Origin of the sequence: Anabaena azotica SJ-1 (genome assembly GCF_047275885.1) — a bacterium.
GTDB lineage: Bacteria > Cyanobacteriota > Cyanobacteriia > Cyanobacteriales > Nostocaceae > Trichormus_B > Trichormus_B azotica_A.
Window position 1 is genome coordinate 4,636,009 of record NZ_CP178454.1, and the last position, 23,464, is coordinate 4,659,472.

Here is a 23,464-nt window from a genome sequence, read left to right on the forward strand (position 1 = left end):
TACCTAAACTAATTGACTAAACAAAGGCGAAATTAACAGCAGTTAAAGTAGTGGTATTAATTCCATTGAGAACTGCAATAGTTGTACTACCCACGGCAATGCTATTACCATTTAAGGTCAAGTCTGTAAAGTCAAAACCTGTACCTTGACCAGCAATACCTAAAACATCAGTGCCGATTTCAAAGTCGAGAACGGTGTTAGCAGCATTGGGTAAATCGCCGGTTAGAATCCAGAATTGGTCAGCACCATCACCACCAGATAGCAAGTTCTCACCACCATCTTGGACAAAGAATTTATCGTCACCGTCACCACCTAAAGCGCGTCCATCTGCACCTAAGTAGAAGATATCATTGCCTGTTCCACCGGCAAGACGGTAGCCTGTGGCTTCTGTAGCGTCGATTTCATCATTTCCGCTACCACCAAAAGAGCGATCGCCATCAGCCACATAAATAATATCAGCACCACTGCCTGTAAAGATGCGGTTGTCACCAGCTAGGCTACCACCCAAGGGAACATCTACCTCATCATTTCCAGCACCTGTGAACACAATCTTTTTGATGCCATTAAAGTCAACCCCAGCGACTAAGTTATCTGCACCCGGTGTACCTGTAACCAAACGATTCCCCGGTTGACCTAAACCTGGTGTCAGATTCAAGGTTTGATCTAATTTGAGGATGATCATTTCGTTGTTGTCGATATCTGGACCACGACCAACTGAAAAGGGATAGTTGTTGTCATTGGCAACCAAAATGGTGTTTTTGTCAATAACTAAAACATCTTCAATTGTGACAAATGGGAAGTCAAATGTCGTTTTGCCATCTCCATTAAGATCGTTGGGGTCTTGAATATTCAACAGGTCAACTACTTCTACTTTTTCTACAAAGCCGTTGGCATCTTTTTTGGATAAGTCAACTTTGTAGATTTTCTTGAATTCAGCCGCATTACCCTGAAAAGGATCTCTCTCAATTATCAGGTACTCATTGTTATTAATGACTGTGAAATCACCAATGGCATGACTGGGGTCTTCCAACTTGTAGAAACCCTGTAATCCTTGATATTGCCCAGAAGCGACATCAAATTTATAGATTCGCAGTGAACCGACAGGATCACCAAAAACAGTTCCTTCTAGTAAAGGATATAAGGTTTTTTGGTCGGGACTAATAGCCATACCTTCAAAACCTTGAGAACGGTTAAGATTAGAAACAACAACTTCACCTACAAATTGATCCCGTACCAAGTCTCCTGTACTGGGGAAGTCGGTAAAATAACCATCAATTCCCAATTCGATGAACTGTTCATATTCAGCTTTTGGATCACCATTGTAGTCTGATGCCAGAAAAAGTCCTTCATTACGGAAAGTGTAGGGATGGACAAGCAAACCTACTTCATGGGCATCTTGGACTAAGGTTGTGGGATTACCCAGAACTCTATCAGCTTCGTTAATTGTTCCATCACCATTGAGGTCATCTGGTTGACCATCACCATTGTTATCTACGGTGTTAGCAGGGATAATTAAACGCTTGCTGGGTCCAATACCAGAGGCATACTCGACAATTTTAGCTAGTTCTGCTGGGGTGGTAAGATTGCCGTAGGTGCGAGAATCTCCACTAACTACAAAATCATAGGGCTTTTGTGTGGCACCACCAAATAATTGAATTAGTGGAATGTCAATATTTTTAGCAGGCATGATCACATCATGTAGTTCTTGAAGATTGCCTACTTCAAATGATTGAATAAATACCCGCTTTGGATCGGTGAAGTTGTTAGCAACTAAGGTGTCAACTAGTAGCTGTCCTAAACTGGTGTTGATTTTGGTAGTCCCATCTAGGAGTGTACCTTCAGTTGCAAAGTAGGTGGGGTGTTTGGTTTCTGGATAGATGCCGATTTTGCGACCTGCTTCTGCTTCTACCTGTTTGACCAAATCAATGATTTCTTGGAGAGTGGGAACTTCTAAGTTGTCATTGTCATATTCTGTTCCCCGCAGGTCTGGTAGTCTTTCTATCGCTTTGAGGGTTTTAATTTCTGCTAGGGTTAGGTCTTCAGTAAACCAACCGGTAATGGTGCGACCATCAATAACTTTAGTGGTTTTACGGTCTGCAAATTCTGCACGGGTCGCAATATCTGTGCTGGTATCGGTGCGGTTAATTGTACCATCCGCATTGAGTATTGCTAAGGCGTTTTCGTGACGGGCGATCAAAATTTTGTCTTTGGTGGCTACCAAATCAGGTTCAATAAAATCAGCCCCATCTGCGATCGCTAATTTGTAAGCTGCTAAGGTATGTTCAGGACGTGAACCACTTGCACCTCTGTGACCAATTACTAAAGGTGCATTACCATTTAGGGTGTTAAACTCAGTTTTAGCAAGCACATCAGGGTTTTGGGGCGATCGCACAAATTCCGCTGTAATGCGATCGCGTACTAAGTCACCTGTCCCTGGAAAATCGGTAAAATAGCCATCAACACCCAAATTAATAAACTGTTTAAATTCTGCCGCTGGATCGCCATTATAGTCTGAGGCTAAATAACGTCCTTCGTTGCGGAAGGTGTAGGGGTGTACCACCAAACCTGCATCATGGGCATCTTGGACTAAACTAGTAGGATCTGTTAAAGTTTTATCCGCATCGTTAACTGCACCATCACCATTCACATCATCCGCGACACCATCATTATTAGCATCCACACCTTTCACAGAAACAATCATTCGTTTCCAGGGACCAATACCATCTGCATAGGTAGCAATTTCCTCTAAACCAGCAACCGTCCGCAAGTCTGCATAGGTACGAGTATCACCACCAACCACAAAATCGTAAGGTTGAACTTCTTGCAGAGAACCATCAAGATTCACATCATAAGCATCCAACAACTGAACCAAAGGAATATCAGTTTTTCCATTTAGTTCTTTGAGGTTAGCAACTTCAAAAGATTGGATAAATATGCGACTCGGATCAGTGAAATCTGCTGCTTCTAGAGTTGCTAACAGCGGTTCTTCCAAAGATAAACCCAGATTATCGTGAAAAGTTGGATGTTTGGTTTCTGGATAGATGCCAATTTTGCGACCCGTATCTAATTCTACCTGTTTAACCAATTCAATGATTTCCGCAAAAGTAGGAATTTCATACAAATCATTAAACACTTGAGTGCGGAAACCTTGGGGCATTTTTGCCCGCAGAGTTTTGATTTCTGCCAAAGTAAAATCAGAAGCGAAGTATGCAGTAACTTCTACACCATCTAGCATTTTCGTAGATTTACGGTCTGCACCAAAAACTTCTGCTACGTTGGTAGTGTCATCTAGCATCGGTTCGTGACGCGCAATTAGCACACCATCCTTAGTAGAAACTAGGTCTGGTTCAATGAAATCTGCACCTCGTTCAATTGCTAATTTGTAAGCCCCCAAGGTATGTTCTGGTAATTCACCACTAGCACCCCGGTGTCCAATTACAATAGGCGCTTCACCATTCAATGTATTTAATGTGACTGTATTAGGTGTAGGGATAGGAGCTTCTAACAGCTTGCCACTAGCATCAAAATGTAACAGATAAGGGCCAAATTCGTCACCAATCCAAATTGAACCATCCTTTGCAATTACAAATGATTCAATGTCAAAGTCTGCACCAGTCAATAATCTTTCGCTAGTTCCCTCATTCACAATTGTGAACGGAATTTTGTTGTCAGGGTCAGATAGTTGGATAAAATCTAAAGTTTTAACAGTGCCATTACCATTTTCTGTTCCCTTAAAATCAGGATCTACTCGATGGATACGTAGTAAATAATCTGCACTATTATCTTTTGCACCGTAGCCATTATCTGACAGGAAGTAGAAACTATTTTCGTCTGCAAATTGAACACCGCTGAAACCTTGGATTGGTTGTCCTGGAAAGGGTCCAGTTCTATCATTTCCAGAAATCCCATTTCCCGAATCTGGGCCTGCACCAAATGTATCAGCAGGGAGAGCAGCAAAACCTATTAATTCAACTTGGGAAACCATATATTTAAAGTAAATTGTTAGTTGGAAATACGGCTAAGTAAGTGGGCGTTAAAAATTTTCCTTATGACTAGGCAAGAAGCGAAAAGCAAGACTGGAGAAGTTTTCAGGCTAATTTACATTTTGATAAGAGTCTAAAAATTAAACCTAAACTAAACAACATAGGACTTACTCAAGATTTGATTAAAAATCTTATTCTTGCGTAGGGGTAATTCATGGATTACCTCTATTTTCGTTCTGTTTGCGTAAGTCCTGAAACAGAAATTTATGATTCATATCGGTTTTGATATGAATTCATCAAAGTAGTGCCACTATAATTTCATCCCCAGATTAAGATAAAAGTAAGTTTAGTAAAATTGCAGGTTAAAATCAGATGTTCAATATTTTAATCTTCAGATGTTAGATTCTCTTGAGAGTAATAGAGAGAAATGAATACCAAAGATTTCTCTGTCTCCTGTTACACCATTTTACAAAAACCCTGATACAAATTATTAGTTGTTAATTCTTTCCCTCTGCCCCCTGCTGCCTATTTGTTGAAAGTGAAGCAGTATTGTAAAAATAACCACTGCGTTCCGTCTCCTCGACTCAATACGTTCTAAATTTTTGCAAGTTTGGCGTTGTCCATGATATACTTGGGTAACTGATAACTGAATAACTAATAAAAAATGGGAGTAATGAAGACTAACTTCATCTCCCATTTTTCCTAAATATCAGTCATGACTAGCTGAAAGCGAAATTAGCAGCGGTCAAGCTAGTGGTATTAATTCCATTGAGAATCGCGATGGTTGTAGTACCTATGGCAATACTGTCACCAGATAAGGTCAAGTCTGTAAAGTCAAAACCTGTACCTTGACCACCAATACCTAAGACATCAGTGCCGATTTCAAAGTCGAGAACGGTGTTAGCCGCACTTGGTAAATCGCCGGTCAGAATCCAGAATTGGTCAGCACCAGCACCACCAGATAGCCAGTTCTCACCACCATCTTGGACAAAGAATTTATCGTCACCATCACCACCTAAAGCGCGTCCATCTGCACCTAAGTAGAAGATATCATTGCCTGTTCCACCGGAAAGACGGTAGTTAGTTGCTTCTGTAGCGTCGATTTCATCATTGCCACTACCACCAAAAGAGCGATCGCCATCAGCCACATAAATAATATCAGCACCACTGCCTGTAAAGATGCGATTGTTACCAGCTAGGCTACCACCCAAGGGAACATCTACTTCATCATTTCCAGCACCTGTGAACACTATATCGTTGACTCCATCAAAGTCCACACCAGCGGTCAAGATATTGGATGTACTTGTTACTAAGTTTGACTCTTGGATTAAGGAAGCATTGGGACTCATCAAAAACAGTAACTGACCACCTTGCACCAAGTTATCATTGGCCTCGACTGTACCATCTCCATCGGTATCAACGCCAGGAACATTGATGATGTTACCATCACGAAGACTGTGAGCTTGCACATCCAGGATGAGCATTGAACCAGGATCATTACCAAACAAGGTGGAAACATCGAGGATACCGGAAGATTCCCAGTTACCTATATCTGTGGGGCTAGAATCAGTTTGATCTGAAGGTACACCAGAGCGATCGATCTGTGCAATGCGGGTTGCAGTGGCAGCAGGATCGGTTGCGGAAGGGTCAAGAACCCAAATAGAAGCTTCTTCTCCAGATGTGGCACCAAAGAGGCTAGAACTAATGGCACGGTCTTCTTGAAGATAGATTTTGCCATCATCAGCCCAATCTAAGTTATCAGGGCTACGCAGACCAAAATCTTTGTTACCGTCATCGTTACCATCGTAAAGGATATTCAGGTTAGCTTTGATTTCAGTAGCGCCGAAGTCAACGTCAATTTTATAGGTCGTACCCCAGGTATCTTGACCATCGAAGACTTCAGGACGACCAGTGGAAGCCAAAACAGCTTGTGTTCCATCAAAGGGGTTGGTGGCTACGTCTTCGGGACGAGAGAATTTGAAAGCGCCAGCAGCCGCTGCAAGTGCATCTTGTTTCTCTTGGGTGGCAAAACCTAGCGCATCATAATCAGCAGTACCAGCTAAATCGGGGCGATAGTAGTCAATTGCTACAAATTTACCATTGGTGCTGTTGCCACTGCCATTAAAGTCTCTGGGGTCAGCTTCAATTGCATCGGAGGCATCTGCTGTATCATCAGCAACCCAGACATATAGTTTGCCTTCAGCTAGTCCGTTGCGGTCTAAGAAACTGCCGTCTCCAGCAGCATTTTTTTCACCAACGTAGAGAAGTAATGGAGCCTCTTGGCGATCGTCACCTATTAATAAAGCGATTTGATCTGTATTGCCTGTATCCAGTTCAGTTGCGCTTTCCCATGCCGCACGACCCAACCAGGGTAAAGCCCACAGTTGATTAGTAGCGGTATCTAGAGCGAATTGTGTACCACCATCGGTTTCTTCACCAGCAAAGTAGATGCGATCGGCAAAACCCTTGTTATTACCAAAATGGTTGGCTTCCATCAAATTTGCTGAACAAAAGCGGTTAAGACCACCAAATTCTAAATCCGAAGCAGCATCTACAACTTCACCAGCACGGTTATAAATAGTATCGTAGGCTAAACCTGAATCAACTATTTGCAGTGTCCGCTTATCAATATCAAAATAGCTGATGCGTGCGCCTGGTAAAGAAGCACCGCTTTCTAGGGTATAATTGTAGCCAACATTATTAGCCAATTCGTGGTTGACTAGCACTCTAACTGTGGTGTCATTCAGTTCAAAAGCACCTGTACCATCAAGAATACCGACAGGAGCATAAGTACCAATAGTTTCTCCAACAGTAAAGATAGGATCAACTGTATAACCATCTAGACCCTTTACTTGAGCCGGCTGGGTTGTATCGAATGGTGTATTAGTCATAAAATTCCTCTCTTATTGCCATGCTTGCTGATTCGTTCAGTTCCCAATCGGTGGTGGTAAAAGCTAAAAAAATTCAGGATCAGGTGTTATAGCAGGAGTCAGAATTCAGGATTCAGGAGTCAGAATTCAGAGGTAAAACCATCTTGTAGTCTGAGTTTCCCCTGATTCATGTCCTAATCACTCTGTCTAGTGCCATATCAAACCTTGTTTATTTCATAGCTTTTAGAGGAATGGGATTTACTGAATATCAGAGATCACAAACAATAGGATTTCACTTTGAGGTTAAGAGATGACTATGATCTAACTATGATTTAGCTATATCTTGATTAAAAATTGTCTTAGCACCAGCTAGCTAGTAACATATTCCTCATTTTCAGAGTCGGAAATTCATTTCTTTCTGGTTTATGTTTAATTATGCTGACTTAATTAATATGCAATTTATAAATGATATGTGAGAAAAATCATTACTCTGAGGTGTTTTCTCTAATTTTATCAATAAGTTAAGGAATTAAATAAGATTCTTAATATTGAGTTTTTTGGAAAAATTGGTGATAAAATCTATTCAAAGCTTGATGGAATCTCCGCTTCGTAAACTTCCTGTCTGCGCTTCTAGAAATCATTACTAAACTCTTCAAATTATCCTCATGAAAAGAATTACATCTGTTATTCTCGCTACAGTGATAGCGGCTATGTCTGTGCTGGGTATTGTTGAAAATGCTGATGCTCATAATTATCGTCGTCATACGACTAGCTATGTCAGACGTTATCGGACTTGTACTGGTAGAAATCGTTATAGATTCTATCATGGCAGGTATTACAGATGTCGTTACTACAGAAACAATAGACGACACCATTAATTCGATTACCAGCTTTCAATGCTTACGGTGGGCAATGCCCACCTTCATCAATCATAGCTCTATTTTCGTGTATATCTGTGTTTCACGCCCACAGGGAAATATTCTACATCACCAGTAGATTTTAATTCTATTTGTGGGCTTTGATATTCTAAGGGAACATAGTTAGCAAACTCGCTATTCAGACGCAATAGTTGAGAAAGTATAGAAGCAGTTATTGCTGCTATTTTTTCTTCGCTATTCTCTGTATTTGGTGCTAATTCTACCACTATAGATAAACAGCGGTTTTTGTCTGCATCTTCTTTTACTTGCAAAACAAATTTACCTGTCACCCATTCTCTAATTATTGGTTGTTCTAATCCAACTGAGATATTTTCTGGGTAAATATTTGCGCCAAAATAGGAAACTGTAAAATTAGAACGTCCGAAAACATAAACGAATGGTAGTTGATGAATTCCTCTATTTGGCTGTAATTCTGTCAGTGGATTAAAACCCCATGACGCTAAAAATTTCAGCATTTCTTCATAACTAATTAAACCGCCATTATCAAAAATGTTATAACGAATTAAAGGAATACCATTCCTACCAGAAAATAGCAAAGTTCCTGCTTCAACTTCAAAAAAGCGGCTACAGGGATCATACTGTACTAATGTAGGTAATCGAGATTCACCAAATAATGCTTTTGCTGCTGGAGGATTTGCAGATAAAAAACGACGAATGCAGATACTCAAAGGTGTTTCGTTTCCTAAAACTCCTGCGTCTGCTGTGCCGTACATGGAAGCAAAATCATAACAGGGATGTTCAGAACCTATTCTTTCTGCAACTAAACTTCGCCATTCTTCACTAAATACTTCTCCTGCCATGACTAATTTAATTTGATATCGTTGCCACTGCACTCCATTGGCAGTACCCGTATCAATTACATCTTTAAGAAATGGGGGATATCCTAATAATACCACCTGCTCAAAATTATCACCGAGTTCTTGAACAGTTCGCAATATTTCTGTTTTGTTGTTACCAGGTGTAATCACTGTAATAGGATATCCCTTCAAGGCAAGATGGCGACAACAGTTAGTAGTAAACATTCCCCCTACCCAAGTTCCCAAGGTGAAACACACTACAGCTAATGTGCGTTTGGTATCTGCATGAAAACTATCATGAAAAATTTGTTCAAAACGGGTAGCTATTTGTAGCTCATCGGTAAGGAAACGCGGCCAAAATGTTGGTTTGCCTGTAGAACCAGATGAGGAAGCTATCATATCACAGTTTTCTAATTTACCATGATAGCACAATTGGTCTAAGGAATAACAAGAGATATAATTTTCTTTATGAATTGTTGGTAATTTTTGGAATTCATCTAGAGTTTGAATCGAATTTACATCTATTCCCTGTTTTTTGAGAAATGTTTGATAAGCAGGTACATTAGCAGCTATATCTTGAAATAAAGAAATAGCTATTTCTGCACTGTCTGTCTGAAGATGTTTTGCGAGTTTTTGTTCTATGGGGATAGATACAAACTCTTCAAGTTCTTGAATTGTTTTTTGGGTTTGTGATTGAGGCTTCATAAATGGTATAGAGAAGTCTGATTTGTAAATTAATTTATTCTTTGAGGCAGGTAATAGGTAAGAAAGACCAACAAAACTCAAATAGGATTTCTATATATATAGCAGAAGTGCTGGTATGGTTGATTAGTAAGTATTCAGTTGTAGCACTTATTGATACCGAGATCCCCCACTTGTGCGCTCAATTCACAATTTATGGACACGATAATCAAAAAAGTCGGGGATCTTATCAAAAGACAGTTTTACTCCTGACTCCTGACTCCTGACTCCTGACTCCTGAATTCTGCTGTAACAGGTGATAGGTCAGCGTGATCTCTTAACTGATCGGTAAAGAGTCTTTTCTGTGTTGTATAACTTGATTAGCCCTATTTTATTTTTCAAGATCATGCAAGTATATTGCAGTCAACAACACGCTAATAATAGTAGTCACCGTTTTTGTACTCATTGTGGTGAGGCTTTGTTATTGACAGTAGGGCAAGTTATTGATAATCGTTATGAAATTGGGCGTATTTTGGGGCAAGGTGGTTTTGGGCGTAGTTATTTGGCGGTTGATAGGCAAAAAGCGCGTCAAACGTGCGTTTTAAAGGAATTTGCGCCCCAGGTTGTGAAAACAGAGGATTTACAAAAAGCGAAGGAATTATTTGAGAGGGAAGCAAGTGTACTAAAAAAAATCCAACATCCTCAAATACCGCGTTTTCATGCTTCTATTCAGGCAAAAATTGGTACTAGGGATTTTTTCTTTTTGGTGCAAGATTATATTCAGGGTAATAATTATTATCAATTATTAGAACAGCGTCGCAGTCAGGGAAAATCTTTTAGTGAGGAGGAGGTGATTAATCTATTGCATCATATTCTCCCAGTGTTGAATTATATTCATACATTAAATGTTATTCATCGGGATATTTCTCCTGATAATTTAATTTTACGTCAAGGTGATAATTTGCCTGTGTTGATTGATTTTGGTGGGGTGAAACAGTTACCTGCTTATCAGGGTTTTTGGCATACTCAGTTGGGTGGTAATGGTACTTTGTTGGGTAAGAAGGGATATGCACCAGAAGAACAATTAATTCAAGGAAAAGTCTATAAAAATAGTGATTTATATTCTTTAGCGGTGACGGCTTTGGTGTTAGTGACGGGTAAAGAACCGCAGAAATTATATGATAGTTATAACGGTAATTGGTACTGGGGGAAGGAAATTCAGGTGGGTTCTAAGTTGGAAGCTGTTCTAAAAAAGATGTTGGCATATAAGCCTAGCGATCGCTATCAAACAGCAGAACAAGTAATCAAAGATCTACCTCCACCAGTTTCTGTCTCTTCAGCTAATACTCTTCTGACGGTAAATACTATGCAACCTTCTAGTCATAATTCTAATTCTTATATAACTAAGTTAAAAACTATGGTAGCGGCACCGGGGATAAAATACGCCCGCAGTCTTGGTAGTGGAGTCCATCACAGGACTAGTGTTGTTGTCCAAAAAATACCTATGCCTGTATGGTTGCGTCCTTTTGTTGTCAGTTTTATTATAACTACGGGTGTAACTTTAACGGTTGCGGGTGTGTGGGCGCTTTCTAATTTTATGCTGAGAAGTATATCATCAATTAATTTACCAAAAGTCGAAGTTCCCAAAATTCCCTCTATCAATAATCCTCTGGGTGTCCCAAGCGGTAAACGTAGTATTCAAGAGGTTTTTAGCCGCTTACAACAGCTTGAAATTTCTTCGGTATTTTTTACTAAGACAGTTAATGAAATTTTTTATACTCAAAAACCAGAGTTGCAGGGACGGAAATTAACTGAAAAACCGGAAGATCAGGTTTTGCGTGAACAATGGAATGGTATTGCTGATGAGTTGTTGAAAAAAATTGAACAGGCTAATTTAAGTGAAACAGCGCGGAGAAAGATAGGTAGCTATAGTCAAGCAGATTCCCAAAGGTGGGATCAATTGGCTAAAGCTGGGAGGTTGGGTAAATATAGGTCTTTTCAGGATTTGCGATCAGATACATATCAAAAATTTGAACCATTGTTTCCTGGTCAAGAGCGTGGGAAACTAAATCAGCAGACTTTCCTGCAAATTTGGTATGCGATCGCATCTGATCAAGTAGGGAATAGGTGACAGGTGACAGGTGACAGGTGACAGAATAATGATTAATGAGTGGTTTTACTAATTATTAATTACTAATGGCTAATCTTTATTGTTCTAAAGGGCATCAAAATCCGTCTGGTAGTAAGTTTTGTCTCCAGTGTGGGGAGAAGATATTAGAGAAGCCGGTAAGTAGTGGTATCCAACCAGGATTAACTTTAGGCGATCGCTATGTGATTGTTCGTCAACTTGGACAAGGAGGTTTTGGACGTACTTATTTAGCTGAAGATAGTAACCGCTTTCGGGAAGCTTGTGTTTTAAAGGAATTTTCTCCCCAAGTCCAAACTCCTTACGTTGTTCAAAAAGCGGAAGAACTATTTCAGCGAGAAGCCAGTGTTCTCTATAAATTGCAACATCCTCAAATTCCACGTTTTCGCGAATTATTACGCATCAATCTGGAAGGTAAGGAATGTCTGTTTTTAGTACAAGATTATATAGAAGGACAAACTTATAATTCTTTATTAAATAGCCGCAAACAACAGGGTTTAAGATTTACAGAAATAGAAATTCGTCAGTTGTTACAGCAACTTTTACCAGTGCTGGAATACATTCACTCAGTTGGTGTAATACATCGTGATATTTCTCCTGATAATTTAATGCTTCGCGCTGTTGATCAATTGCCAGTTTTAATTGATTTTGGTGGTGTTAAACAAGTTGCGGCCACAGTCGCTTCTCAATATTATCAAACTGGTATGAATTCATCTCCTTCTAATGGAACTCTGTTAGGAAAAGTGGGATTTGCACCCCCTGAACAAATGCAAACAGGTGCAGTTTTTCCCCATAGTGATTTATATGCGTTGGCTGTGACAGTGTTAGTTTTACTGACAGGTAAACAGCCCCAAGAACTAATTGATACTCATAATCTTAATTGGCAATGGCGGCGGGAAGTGAACGTTAGTCCCGAATTGGGGCAAATTTTAGATAAAATGCTATCTGCAAGAGCAAGCGATCGCTATCAAACACCCCGTCAAGTTTTAGAAGCACTCAATCCCCAAATAGCTAATCATCCCCTCACCCAACCCCCTGGTAACTATCCCCCATCACCAACTCCTACACCCAGACCTGTTCCCACATCGGAAACTGTTGCTGTTTCTCCCCCCAAAAACCCAGCACCCCAACCTGTAATTACTCCCACGCCCCAAACCGCAAGTATTTGGACAGGAACAAACGTTTTTATTGTTACTCTAGCCTTGTTTGCTAGTGCAGGGCTACTTTGGTGGGGATTCAATAACCAAAAAAGGGGTATAGGAGAAAGCAACTCCTTGGTTACATCCAGTCCCACCCCTAGCGTCAGTAAATCCCCTGAGAACCTAGATAATTATTCACCAGAGGAAAGAGAACGGAAACAAAAATTGAGCGATCGCCGCCAGCAATTGGATATAGATTTTAATTACTATGTGAGTTTAGTCAATCAAATCTTTTGGGAGAAAAACCCCAGCTTAAAAGGACGTACCCTCAGCAATGGTGCAGACGATGAAAGCTTGCGGAAAGAATGGGATCAAACCGCATCCCAAGTCCTAGAAAAGTTATCAGCATTGAGTTCTAACTCTCGTCGTCTACTAGGAACTTATACTTCAGCAGAACGCGATCGCTGGAAAGTAGAAGTTAATAAAATTAACGTTGGTAGTCGTTCTTTATATGATTTAGGAGACGCTGCTTTCTTGAAGGAATTTCCTGAATACAAAGGAAAAGATTTTCTCACCCAACCCATTGGACAAGTTTGGCACGGATTTGTCAGTGATAAACTTAACGCCATCCTATCCAATAGCGCCTTTGAAAAAATAGTATTTCCTGAAGGTGAGATAGGTAAAACAGTTAGCGGCACACTTCCACCAGGAGGAGGCAAAGTATTCATAGCTGGACTTGCTAAAGACCAAAATCTAGAAGTTAAAATAGATGCAAGTTCGCAAATTTTACTGTCAATTTATTCCCCCTCTGGAAAAGTGACATTATTAGAAGATTCTCAACAACGTACAGTTTCCAAAACATTACCAGAAAAAGGATTTTATGAATTTGTTGTTGTTTCCACAGCATCAAAACCAGTAGATTATCAACTCACCGTTACAGCAGAAAATCCGCCCGAACCAGAACCAACAGAAACACCAACAGAAACACCAACAGAAGAACCTACACCAACGGAAACTCCTATACAGTAAGGAGGCAGAAGGCAGAAGAAGGAGTCAGGAGTCAGGAGTCAGGAGTCAGGAGTCAGGAGTCAGGAGGCAGAAGAAAGAAGAAAGAAGGCAGAAGGCAGAAGAAAGAAGAAAGAATTTATTTTTACCCTGCTCCCCTGCTCCCCCTGCCCCCCTGCTCCCCTGCTCCCCTGCTCCCCTGCTCCCCTGCTCCCCCTGCTCCCCTGCCCCCCTACTCCCCTACTCCCCATGTTGCTTTTTTGCTGGCATTAATACTTACGCCATAGAACCTATATTCCGCTAGAGTAGACCTAGCAAAGTCAGATCCTGGACTTGAATCGGTTGCATCATATGAACTCTAGGCGGTTTTCTAAAAAATTTCCAGCTGGTGATTCTACCGCTAAAGCATCCCCAAAGCAACAGGGGGAACAAAAAGAATTATTTCCAATTGTCGGGATTGGAGCCTCTGCGGGGGGATTAGAAGCATTTACACAACTGTTAAATCATTTACCAGCGGATACTGGTATGGGATTTGTGTTAGTTCAGCATCTGAACCCACAACAAAAAAGTCTGTTAACAGAGATTCTTTCCCGGACAACCCAAATGGTGGTGACAGAAGTTGAGGAAGGGATGTCTGTAGAACCGAATCATGTTTATGTAATTCCGCCTAATGCCATAATGACCATTGATAAAGGGGTGCTGAAACTAAAGCCCCGTGAAAAAACCTATGGTCTATCAATGACAGTTGATAGTTTCTTCTTTTCCTTAGCAGAGGATTTGGGCAACAAAGCTATTGGAGTCGTGCTGTCAGGAGGTGACGGAGATGGCACCAGGGGCTTAGAAAGAATCAAGGCCGCAGGTGGCATTACCTTTGCTCAATGTGAGGAATCAGCAAAAGTTAGTAGTATGCCGAATACAGCGGTAGCTTCTGGTTATGTAGACTTTATCCTCACTCCCCAACAAATTGCCCAGAAATTAGCAAACATCAGCACTCATCCCTACATTAACCACCCAACACCGATTAAACCAACTGAAGTTATACCGGCAGAAACAGATGTGCTGTTAAAAATTTTTAATCTGCTCCGGGCAGCTACGGGTGTTGACTTTACCCATTACAAACAGACTACCTTGAAGCGGCGAATTCAACGGCGGATGCTCTTGTATAAACTGGATAAACTGGAAGATTACATTAATTATCTCCAGAATAATCCAGCAGAAGTCACTGCATTGTATCAAGATGTTTTAATTACTGTCACCAATTTTTTCCGAGATCCAGCAACTTTTGAAGCCCTAAAAACTAAAGTATTTCCCATTATTATTACTAAGCAACGCAAAGCCGATGATCCCATCCGTCTATGGGTGGCAGGATGTTCAACAGGTGAAGAAGCCTACTCGCTTGCCATCTGCTTACTGGAATTTTTAACTAATCAGGGAATTAATATACCCATCCAGATTTTTGCTACAGATATCAATGAGGTAGCAATAGAAAAAGCCAGAAGTGGTATTTATAAACTAACCCAGGTAGCAGAAATTTCCCCAGAACGATTACAACGTTTCTTTGTTCCGGTAGACAGTGGCTACCAGATTAGTAAATCAGTCAGAGAACTGTGTATTTTTGCCAGACAAAACTTGATTAGCGATCCACCTTTTTCCCGGTTAGATTTGATCACTTGTCGGAATGTCTTGATTTATTTAGGTTCTACTGCTCAGAAAAAGCTTCTGCCAATTTTCCACTATAGTCTTAAACCAACAGGTTTTTTGATGTTAGGCACATCGGAAACAGTGGGGGAATTTACTGATTTGTTTACTTTGATAGACAGAAAATGCAAAATTTATGGGCGGAAAATGGCATCCACCCAATTGGCTATTGAGTCAATAGCTAGCAACTATTCCTTGGAAACCGCAAAATCTTCACTGCTAGTCAGTGATACTTCTTGGAATGATGTAGAAATACACAAAGAAGCTGACAGAATTGTGTTAAATCAATTCGCACCTGTGGGTGTGATTATTAACGACGATTTGGAGATTTTGCAATTCCGAGGTCAGACTAGTCGCTATTTACAACCTGCACCAGGTAGACCCAGTTTTAATGTTCTCAAAATGGTAAAAGACGAATTGCGGCTAGATTTACGTAGCTCAATTTATCAAGCTAAAAAGCAAGAAGCGGCAGTCAAAAAAGAAGGGATACAAATTAAAGAAGAAAACCAAGTTAGGTTGGTAAACATTTATGTGATTCCTTTTCAAACTCCTGGTACAAGAGAAAAATTCTTTTTAGTTTTATTTGAGGACATACCCCTCCCAACTAGCTTAGTATCGGCAGCAACTAGCAAGATTAAATCTGAGCAGGGACAAAAAAACAGTTACGAGCAGGAAATTTCCGTTCTCCAACAAGAACTAACATCTACTAAAGATTATCTGCAATCAATTATTGAGGAACAGCAAGCTAGCAATCAAGACTTAAAAGCAGCTAATGAAGAAATCCTCTCTAGTAATGAGGAGTTGCAAAGTACCAATGAGGAGTTGGAAACAGCCAAGGAAGAAATTCAAGCTACCAATGAAGAACTAAATACTATTAACGACGAACTGCAACGGCGAAATATTGAAGCAACTCAGGTCAGCAACGATTTACAAAATCTCTTTAGTAGTATTAATATTCCTATCCTGATGTTAGGAAATGATTTAAAAATTCGTCGCTTTAATCCAGCCACAGAGATAATATTTAATTTAATTCCTACGGATACGGGACGACCATTGAGTGATATTAGACATAAATTAAAAATCCCCGATTTAGAAGTACACATTTTAGAGGTAATTAGCACCCTAAATTTAAAAAATCAAGAAGTGCAAGATTTTGATAGCCATTGGTATGATCTACGCATCAGACCTTATCGGACTATGGACAACAAAATTGAGGGTGCTGTGGTAATTTTGGTTGATATTGATGATATCAAACGTAATGCAAATATCCTTAAATCATTCCGTGATTACGCAGAAGCAATTGTGTCTACAGTGCGGGAATCTTTGGTGGTGATGGATGTGGATTTAAAAGTGCTGAGTGCTAATCAGTTTTTCTATGAAGTATTCCAGGTGGAACCAGAAAAAACAGAAAATCGCCTCATTTATGAAATTGGTAATGGAGAATGGAATATTCCCCAGTTGCGATCGCTCTTAGAAGATATTCTCCCCCAACAAGGCCAGTTTCTAGATGTAGAAATTGAGCATGACTTTGAGCAAGTCGGTCACAAAATTATCCGCCTCAATGGCCGACAAATTACGCAAATAGGTGATACACCACTGATTATCCTGGTAATTGAGGATATCACCCAACGCAAGCAATTAGAAACAGAACGGAGTCAACTCCTAGTTCAAGAACAATTAGCCCGGACTGCGGCTGAAAGAGCTAACTGTGCCAAAGATGAGTTTTTATCTGTTCTCTCTCATGAATTGCGTAATCCCCTTAATTCTCTACTAGGGTGGACGCAATTGCTACGAAAACAGCAGCTGGATGAAGCCAAGACTAATCAGGCATTGGAAGCCATTGAACGCAGTGCTAAGGCACAACATCAGCTAATTGGAGATCTATTGGATATCTCCCGTATTAGCGTCGGGCAGATGCGTCTGGAAGCACAAACTGTGAAGCTTGTTCCTATAATTGAAGCGGCAATAGATGTGGTGCAATTGGCCGCAGATGCTAAAAACATTCAAATTCAATCTACTTTAGATTCTGCTCCCAGAACCATAGTCGGAGATGCAATTCGTTTACAGCAGGTGATCTGGAATTTACTTTCCAACTCCATCAAATTTACTCCTTTGGGTGGAAGAATTAATATCACCTTAAATTACAGTGATTTTCAAGCTGAAATTCAAGTTAGGGACACAGGGGTAGGCATCAGTGCAGACTTTCTTCCCTATATTTTTGAACGCTTCCGTCAGGCTGATGGTAGTCGAACCAGGTCAAATACTGGATTAGGATTGGGACTTTCGATAGTTCGACATTTGGTAGAACTCCACGGTGGTACAGTGGAAGCGACAAGTCCAGGTGAGGGTCAAGGTGCTACTTTTACGGTTAGACTGCCTCTGCAAACTCATCTAGAAACGACTTTAGAAACGAGTGCGATGATCGCCAATCCTCAAAACCCTGTTATTTCTCCTGCTTCTCCTGCTGCTAATCCCCCTGACTCCTTCCCATCATTAGCTGGTGTGCGAGTGTTGATCGTCGATGATGAACCAGATATTCGTCAATTATTTCAAATTGTGTTGGAAGATTATGGAATACAAGTAACAGCGGCAGGATCAGTACAAGAAGCTTTATCAATACTCAAGGCTAATCCTCATGGGTATGATGTACTTATATCTGATATTGGGCTACCAGAAGAAGATGGTTATGCGCTAATTCGTCAGGTGCGATCGCTCAGTGCCGAGGAAGGAGGGCTGATTCCTGCTGCTGCCCTGACGGCTTATGCAAGAGATACAGACCAAACAGAGGCTTTGTCCGCAGGATTCCAAACCCATGTTGCTAAACCTATCGAACCCAATCGCTTAGTTTCAGTGGTTGCAGCATTGGCTGGTCGGATTTGATGAGGGGGATGAGGGGGTATTACTTTGATAAAAGTTGCTGAATTGTGATTGCAAGTTGTTTAAGTCTGACAGGTTTAGATAAATATTCATTTGCTCCTGCTGCTAAACAACTTTCTCTATCCCCTGGCATAGCGAGGGCGGTTAGAGCAATAATTGGCACATCAACCAGTTGTAAATCCCTGCGGATGCGTTGAATTGCCTCAAGCCCATCCATTTGGGGCATTTGAATATCCATCAAAATTAAGTCTGGGCGTTGATTTGCAGCAATATCCAGTGCTTGCTGACCATTGTTGGCTGTCATCAGACGATATCCACGACTTTCCAAATAGTCAAATATTGTATCAATATTTACCTGATTATCTTCCACTATCAAAATCACAGGAGATTTTAAAGATGGTGGTGATAATTCAATTTCAGTAGGTGAGGGAATATTTACCTTTGTTGTTAAATTTTCATTGCTGCTACGGTAAGGAATACGAACAGTAAAACAACTGCCTTTTCCCACTTCACTGCTAACTGAAACCGTTCCCTCATGTAGTTCCACAATTTGCTTCACCAATGCTAGTCCTAAACCAGTACCTTCATATTCGCGGCTAAGGCTACTATTAACTTGGATAAAAGCTTGAAACAACTTACTAATATCGTCTTGGTTAATACCGATACCTGTATCTGTAACAGAGAAACAAAGGAAAGGAGAAGACAAAGCAGAACTGACCGTAGCTGTAGATTCTACTTCCCCTGGTTCTTCCAAGCGGACTGTTAGGGATACAGAACCGTTTTCTTTTGTAAATTTGACGGCGTTATTTAGCAGGTTGATTAGAACTTGTCGCATCCGGCGTTCATCTACCTGAAGGCTAACAAGGTTGTTGGCAATATGGGATTTAAGGGCAATATTTTTTTTCAATGCCATCTGTCGGACAAAGACAAAACTAGAATCACAGAGGCTGTGAACTGAAACATCACTCAGGTCTAGTTCTAGTTTGCCAGATTCAATTTTTGATAAATCGAGAATATCGTTGATTAGTTCTAACAAATGTCTACCGCTACGCTCGATGGTAGAGATAGCCTTTAGTTGTCGTTCATTGATCACACCAAACAAACCATCCTGTAAGGCTTCCGACATTCCCAAAATCGCATTCAGAGGTGTTCGTAATTCGTGGCTCATATTCGCCAGAAATTCATCTTTGAGATGAGTAGCGTGTGCTAGTTCCGCATTGACTTTGTTGAGTTCCTCATTGGTTTCCCAAACTTTTGTTTCTACTTGTTTCCGTTCGGTGATATCTGTTAATGTGCCAACGTAGCCGATAATCCTACCATTGGCATTTGCTTCTGCTATAACACAGCTGTAGAACCAAGTAATGCTACCATCTGGCAGCAGATGTCTACCTTCGTTAGAAAAGAGTTCTCCAGGCTGGGCAGTTTGAGACCATTGAAACCATTTTTGCAACAAGCGATCGCGGTCTTCTGGGTGCAAAGTTTCTATCCATCCCTGACCCAAAGCTGCTTGTGTCGGTCTACCTGTCATCTGACTCCAGGATTCATTGACATAGAGACAATTACCAATAGTATCAAACCGGAAAATACCAACAGGAGCCGCTTGTGTTAAAGCTGCATAACGGCGTTCGCTCTCTCGCAGGGCTAATTCTATTGTTTTGCGTTCTGTAATATCATAGTTAATACCTACCATGCGTATTGGTTCGCCCTGGTCATTGCGTTGAACTACGGCAGCGGCTCTAATAAAGTGAATGCTGCCATCTGGATGGACAGCCCGAAATTCTCTGTTATATTCTTTTTCACCTCTGATAGCGGCTTGAAGGGCAGCTTCAACTTCAGGAAGATCGTCAGGATGAACTACATTCCGCCAATTCTCATAAGTGGCTTCAATCTCAGAGCGTTGCAGACCATACAGTTCATACATTCGATCATCCCATTCTGCCTCCTGAACCATATCCCAGTCCCAAGTGCCAAGTTCTCCAGCTTGGAGTGCCAATGTCAGTCTGTCAGAAAGATTCCGTAACTGTTCCTTCTTTTGTTTGCTTTCAGTAATATCAGTTTCCGAACCACTCATGCGAATGACATTACCTGCGTCGTCCCATAAAGCTTGACCTCGGTCTAATATCCATAGATAGGAGCCATCTTTGTGGTTGACTCGGTATTCTTCTTGGAAAAAAGGTGTCTTTTGGGCAAAATGGTCAGCTACTGCTTGCATCACCGGTTCATAATCGTCGGGATGGATGCGACTTGACCATTCTTCTAAGTTGTAGCTAATTTCATCGTCGCTCAAGCCCCGCATTTGTTTCCAACGAGTGGAGAAGAAAACTTGATTGGTTCTAGTATCCCAATCCCAAATTCCATCATTAGTACCACGCAATATTAGTTGCCAACGCTCTTCACTTGCCTGTAAAGCTGCTGTACGCTGTTCTACTCTAGTTTCTAATTCCTGATTCAGTGCTTGTAATGCTATTGCTACTTGTTTGCGTTCAGTAATATCTTTGGCTGAGGCAATAGTACGATAAACTTTGCCAGAATCATCAAAAACTGGAAATGCCTGGACGAGAATCCAGCGTAATTCTCCACTGGGTCTAAAAATGCGGTACTCAGCTTGGCATTTTTGACCAGATATCACTTGCTGCATTTCTGTTTGTAACCGACTTATGTCTTCTGGATAAACAGATTCCAGCCACACCATCGGGTTTTTGTACACTTCTGCACAAGGACGCTGCCAGATGCGTTCATATCCGGGACTAAGATAAATTGTTTTACTAAAGTCAGCATTTTGAATCAGAAACACTTCCTCCACCGCTGTTGCTAGTTGGTGAAAATTTTCTTCGTTCTCTTGGAGAGTCTTTTGTATCCGTTGGCGTTCTGCTAATTCTGCCTGTACCTGTTGATATGCACTTGCTTGTTGAATGGCGATCGCAATTTGCACGGCAAGTTGATCTAATAATTCCAGTTCCTGTGCTTCCCAGTGACGTGGTGCAGAACATTGATGAGCAATTAATAATCCCCATAATTGCCCTGTGACAATAATCGGCACTACCAAGTTGGCTTTGACTTGAAATTGTTCTAGTAGCTGCAAATGGCAGTCTGTTAAATCCGCTTGATAAATATCATCAATTGCCCGTTTCTTTCCCTGATGATAGTCTTGACCTGCACCTTCTTGGAAACAAGTGTCCTGAATCTGTGTTCCCAAAGATGCTCTCCAATTTGGCAGCACTGACTCCGTAACAATAGTACCACTCATATCTGGATTAAATTGATACACCAATACTCTGTCTGCCTTGAGAAACTGGCGCACTTCTATTGTTGTTGTCTGTAAAACTTCTTCTAATTTAAGAGATTGACGAATTCGTAAAGCTGCTGCCGTAATTATTTGTTGTTTTTCTTGGCTTTGTTGTAGCTGTCTGGTCAGGTTTATACGTTCAACTGCTTGATGAATTGCTCGGTGGAGAATATTAGAGGTAAGTTGGTCTTTGACGAGATAATCCTGACAACCACTTTTCATCGCACGGACAGCAATCATTTCGTTTCCGTGTCCTGTCAGCAGTATCGCTGAAGTTTGACTGTTGGTAAAGTATTGCCTCAATTTCTCCAGCACCTCTAGCCCATCTTCATCTGGCAACTTATAATCCAGCAAAATGATATCTGGTATCTCCTGCTGACACCATTTCAATGCCTTGGTTGCTGTTACACACTCCACAATCCGATAGGTATACAGGCTATCTTGTTGCAAAAAGCGACGATATAAGTACCTGTCTTCGGGGCAATCATCAATTAGCAGGACGGTGAGGGAGAGAGGATGGCTCATAAATCATAAAATAAAATAACGGGATTTAGGCAAAAAAAGAGTATAAAAAGACGGCTGATGTAGTAACCCAAGTTGCTAGTTACAGGGAAGAGCGATCGCACTTGGTCTGATACTCGTGACATCTCTGCATACCGCAAATATAGCACCGTTACAACACAAATCCCCCCATCTCCAAAGGTTCTTGTTCAAGCCACATCTTGGCATCGTAACACCCAAGGCAAAATTGAGTTGGTAGCAGATCAATCTCTTCATCAAGTACCACCCTCATTAAGTTGTGCTGTGGTTTCTGTCCGTTAAGCAGTCGGGTTACTATCAGCAAACCCTATTTCTAATAAAGAGCAGTCATCTGTAAATGTTTTACTACCTGTAGCAGTTTTAATAGCTTCTAAAATATGGTCTAAATCTAGAGCTTGTTGATTGCATTTAGTCAATAAATTGATAAAATTCTTCAAATTCCACAGATTACCATCACGCTGTTCAACTTCATAAACTCCATCGCTAAAAACATAGATTTTACTAGCTGGTTGAATTTCACAGACGGCATTTTGATATTCTCCTTCTGCAAATGCTCCGATGGGCATACTGGGAGTAATTAACTGTTTGATATTTATACTAGAATCGGTTGATTGAGAAAGTAATAAAGCTGGTGGATGTCCAGCAGTAGAATAGGTTAATTGATGAGACTCAATGTTCAAGACTCCATACCAAATGGTAAAGTATCGAGCGTTATGCTTTTCCATTTGAAAAACTTCATTCAAGGCATTGAGAACTTCAGATGGTTGATAAAAATTAGCTGACAGTAAAGTTTGCGATCGCAACAAATTATGTACGGAAATGGAAGGAAGTGCAGCAGCTAATCCATGTCCAGAAACATCCAACAGATAAATAACTAAGTTCTTTTCATCTAACCAGTAGTAATCAAAGCAATCGCCACCTAATTGATTAGAAGGCAAAAATCTATAATTGATGGTGACTAATCCTGACATGGGTGCAGGTAAAATAGATGTCACATAATCAGCAGCTTCATGTAATTCTGTTTCTAAAAGCTGTTTTTGAATTTGTAGATCTTCAGCTAATCTTTGAAGCTCTTGATTACTTTGATATAACCTCAGTCCGGCTCTAACTCGTGCTTTTAATTCACTGATTTCAATCGGTTTACTTAAAAAATCATCTGCACCATTATCTAAACCTTCAACTTTGTCTTCAACGGTTGTACGACTTGTTAGGAGAATAAAAAATGTTGTTGATAAAGATAATTCGGATTTAATATTACGACATACTTCTAAACCATCCATTTCATCCATTTGCCAATCACAAATAATCATAGCGGGATGGTGCTTATAAGCTTGTTCTATGCCTTGTTGACCATTGGAAGCAAGGATGACTTCATACCCCTGTCCTTCCAGTGCTTGTTTAAGAACTATTTGAATAATTCGATCATCATCAATCACTAAAATTTTAATTTGAGAATCTGATATTTGCCGCATAGTTGGTGATTGATTGTTCATTAGCAATGATG

At 40.6% G+C, this 23,464-nt stretch carries 8 protein-coding genes and 2 pseudogenes; 5 read left to right on the forward strand and 5 right to left on the reverse strand.

The genetic code is table 11. From position 1 onward, the window contains the following. Nucleotides 1–16: 16 nt before the first annotated feature. Together ACLLO5_RS20145 and ACLLO5_RS20150 are read right to left on the reverse strand one after the other, a co-directional pair. Nucleotides 17–3,976: pseudogene (locus tag ACLLO5_RS20145) on the reverse strand (glycerophosphodiester phosphodiesterase family protein); the annotation flags it as partial. A 726-nt stretch (nt 3,977–4,702) separates the two neighbouring features. Then, a complete protein-coding gene (locus tag ACLLO5_RS20150) occupies nt 4,703–6,874 on the reverse strand; it encodes an alkaline phosphatase PhoX (protein ID WP_413172269.1) in 2,172 nt (723 codons plus the stop codon). Nucleotides 6,875–7,518: 644 nt separating this feature from the next. Between ACLLO5_RS20150 and ACLLO5_RS20155 the strand changes: the two genes are divergently transcribed. After that, nucleotides 7,519–7,731, forward strand: coding sequence for a hypothetical protein (locus tag ACLLO5_RS20155; protein WP_413172270.1), 213 nt, complete (start codon nt 7,519–7,521; stop codon nt 7,729–7,731). A 59-nt stretch (nt 7,732–7,790) separates the two neighbouring features. On the opposite strand, the gene ACLLO5_RS20160 is transcribed toward ACLLO5_RS20155, so the two are convergent. Then, complete coding sequence (locus ACLLO5_RS20160) at nt 7,791–9,293, reverse strand: phenylacetate--CoA ligase family protein (RefSeq protein ID WP_413172271.1); 1,503 nt, start codon at nt 9,291–9,293, stop codon at nt 7,791–7,793. Nucleotides 9,294–9,675: 382 nt separating this feature from the next. Here ACLLO5_RS20160 and ACLLO5_RS20165 point away from each other — a divergent pair, with 382 nt between their 5' ends. From ACLLO5_RS20165 to ACLLO5_RS20175, 3 genes are all read left to right on the forward strand, one after another. Further along, on the forward strand, nt 9,676–11,400 hold the full coding sequence (locus tag ACLLO5_RS20165) for a protein kinase domain-containing protein (RefSeq protein ID WP_413172272.1): 1,725 nt from the start codon (nt 9,676–9,678) through the stop codon (nt 11,398–11,400). 65 nt (nt 11,401–11,465) lie between these two features. Beyond that, nucleotides 11,466–13,583, forward strand: coding sequence for a protein kinase domain-containing protein (locus ACLLO5_RS20170; RefSeq protein ID WP_413172273.1), 2,118 nt, complete (start codon nt 11,466–11,468; stop codon nt 13,581–13,583). Nucleotides 13,584–13,910: 327 nt separating this feature from the next. Continuing rightward, nucleotides 13,911–18,137 carry a chemotaxis protein CheB gene (locus tag ACLLO5_RS20175; protein WP_413172274.1) on the forward strand — a complete coding sequence of 1,409 codons (4,227 nt, stop codon included), beginning with the start codon at nt 13,911–13,913 and terminating at the stop codon, nt 18,135–18,137. A gap of 19 nt (nt 18,138–18,156) precedes the next feature. Here ACLLO5_RS20175 and ACLLO5_RS20180 read toward each other — a convergent pair whose 3' ends face one another. After that, nucleotides 18,157–21,945 carry a PAS domain-containing protein gene (locus ACLLO5_RS20180; RefSeq protein WP_413172275.1) on the reverse strand — a complete coding sequence of 1,263 codons (3,789 nt, stop codon included), beginning with the start codon at nt 21,943–21,945 and terminating at the stop codon, nt 18,157–18,159. A gap of 87 nt (nt 21,946–22,032) precedes the next feature. Between ACLLO5_RS20180 and ACLLO5_RS20185 the strand changes: the two are divergent. After that, nucleotides 22,033–22,242: pseudogene (locus ACLLO5_RS20185) on the forward strand (hypothetical protein); the annotation flags it as partial. Here the strand turns inward: ACLLO5_RS20185 and ACLLO5_RS20190 are convergent. Then, nucleotides 22,239–23,453 carry a SpoIIE family protein phosphatase gene (locus tag ACLLO5_RS20190; protein WP_413172276.1) on the reverse strand — a complete coding sequence of 405 codons (1,215 nt, stop codon included), beginning with the start codon at nt 23,451–23,453 and terminating at the stop codon, nt 22,239–22,241. The pseudogene ACLLO5_RS20185 and the gene ACLLO5_RS20190 overlap by 4 nt on opposite strands. Nucleotides 23,454–23,464 lie beyond the last annotated feature (11 nt).

What these genes read in the sequence shown, in the direction of transcription:
- ACLLO5_RS20165 (WP_413172272.1), top strand. Translation starts at nt 9,676, where the DNA reads ATGCAAGTATATTGCAGTCAACAACACGCTAATAATAGTAGTCACCGT.
- ACLLO5_RS20180 (WP_413172275.1), bottom strand. Translation starts at nt 21,945, where the DNA reads ATGAGCCATCCTCTCTCCCTCACCGTCCTGCTAATTGATGATTGCCCC.
- ACLLO5_RS20190 (WP_413172276.1), bottom strand. Translation starts at nt 23,453, where the DNA reads ATGAACAATCAATCACCAACTATGCGGCAAATATCAGATTCTCAAATT.
- ACLLO5_RS20175 (WP_413172274.1), top strand. Translation starts at nt 13,911, where the DNA reads ATGAACTCTAGGCGGTTTTCTAAAAAATTTCCAGCTGGTGATTCTACC.
- ACLLO5_RS20155 (WP_413172270.1), top strand. Translation starts at nt 7,519, where the DNA reads ATGAAAAGAATTACATCTGTTATTCTCGCTACAGTGATAGCGGCTATG.
- ACLLO5_RS20150 (WP_413172269.1), bottom strand. Translation starts at nt 6,874, where the DNA reads ATGACTAATACACCATTCGATACAACCCAGCCGGCTCAAGTAAAGGGT.
- ACLLO5_RS20170 (WP_413172273.1), top strand. Translation starts at nt 11,466, where the DNA reads ATGGCTAATCTTTATTGTTCTAAAGGGCATCAAAATCCGTCTGGTAGT.
- ACLLO5_RS20160 (WP_413172271.1), bottom strand. Translation starts at nt 9,293, where the DNA reads ATGAAGCCTCAATCACAAACCCAAAAAACAATTCAAGAACTTGAAGAG.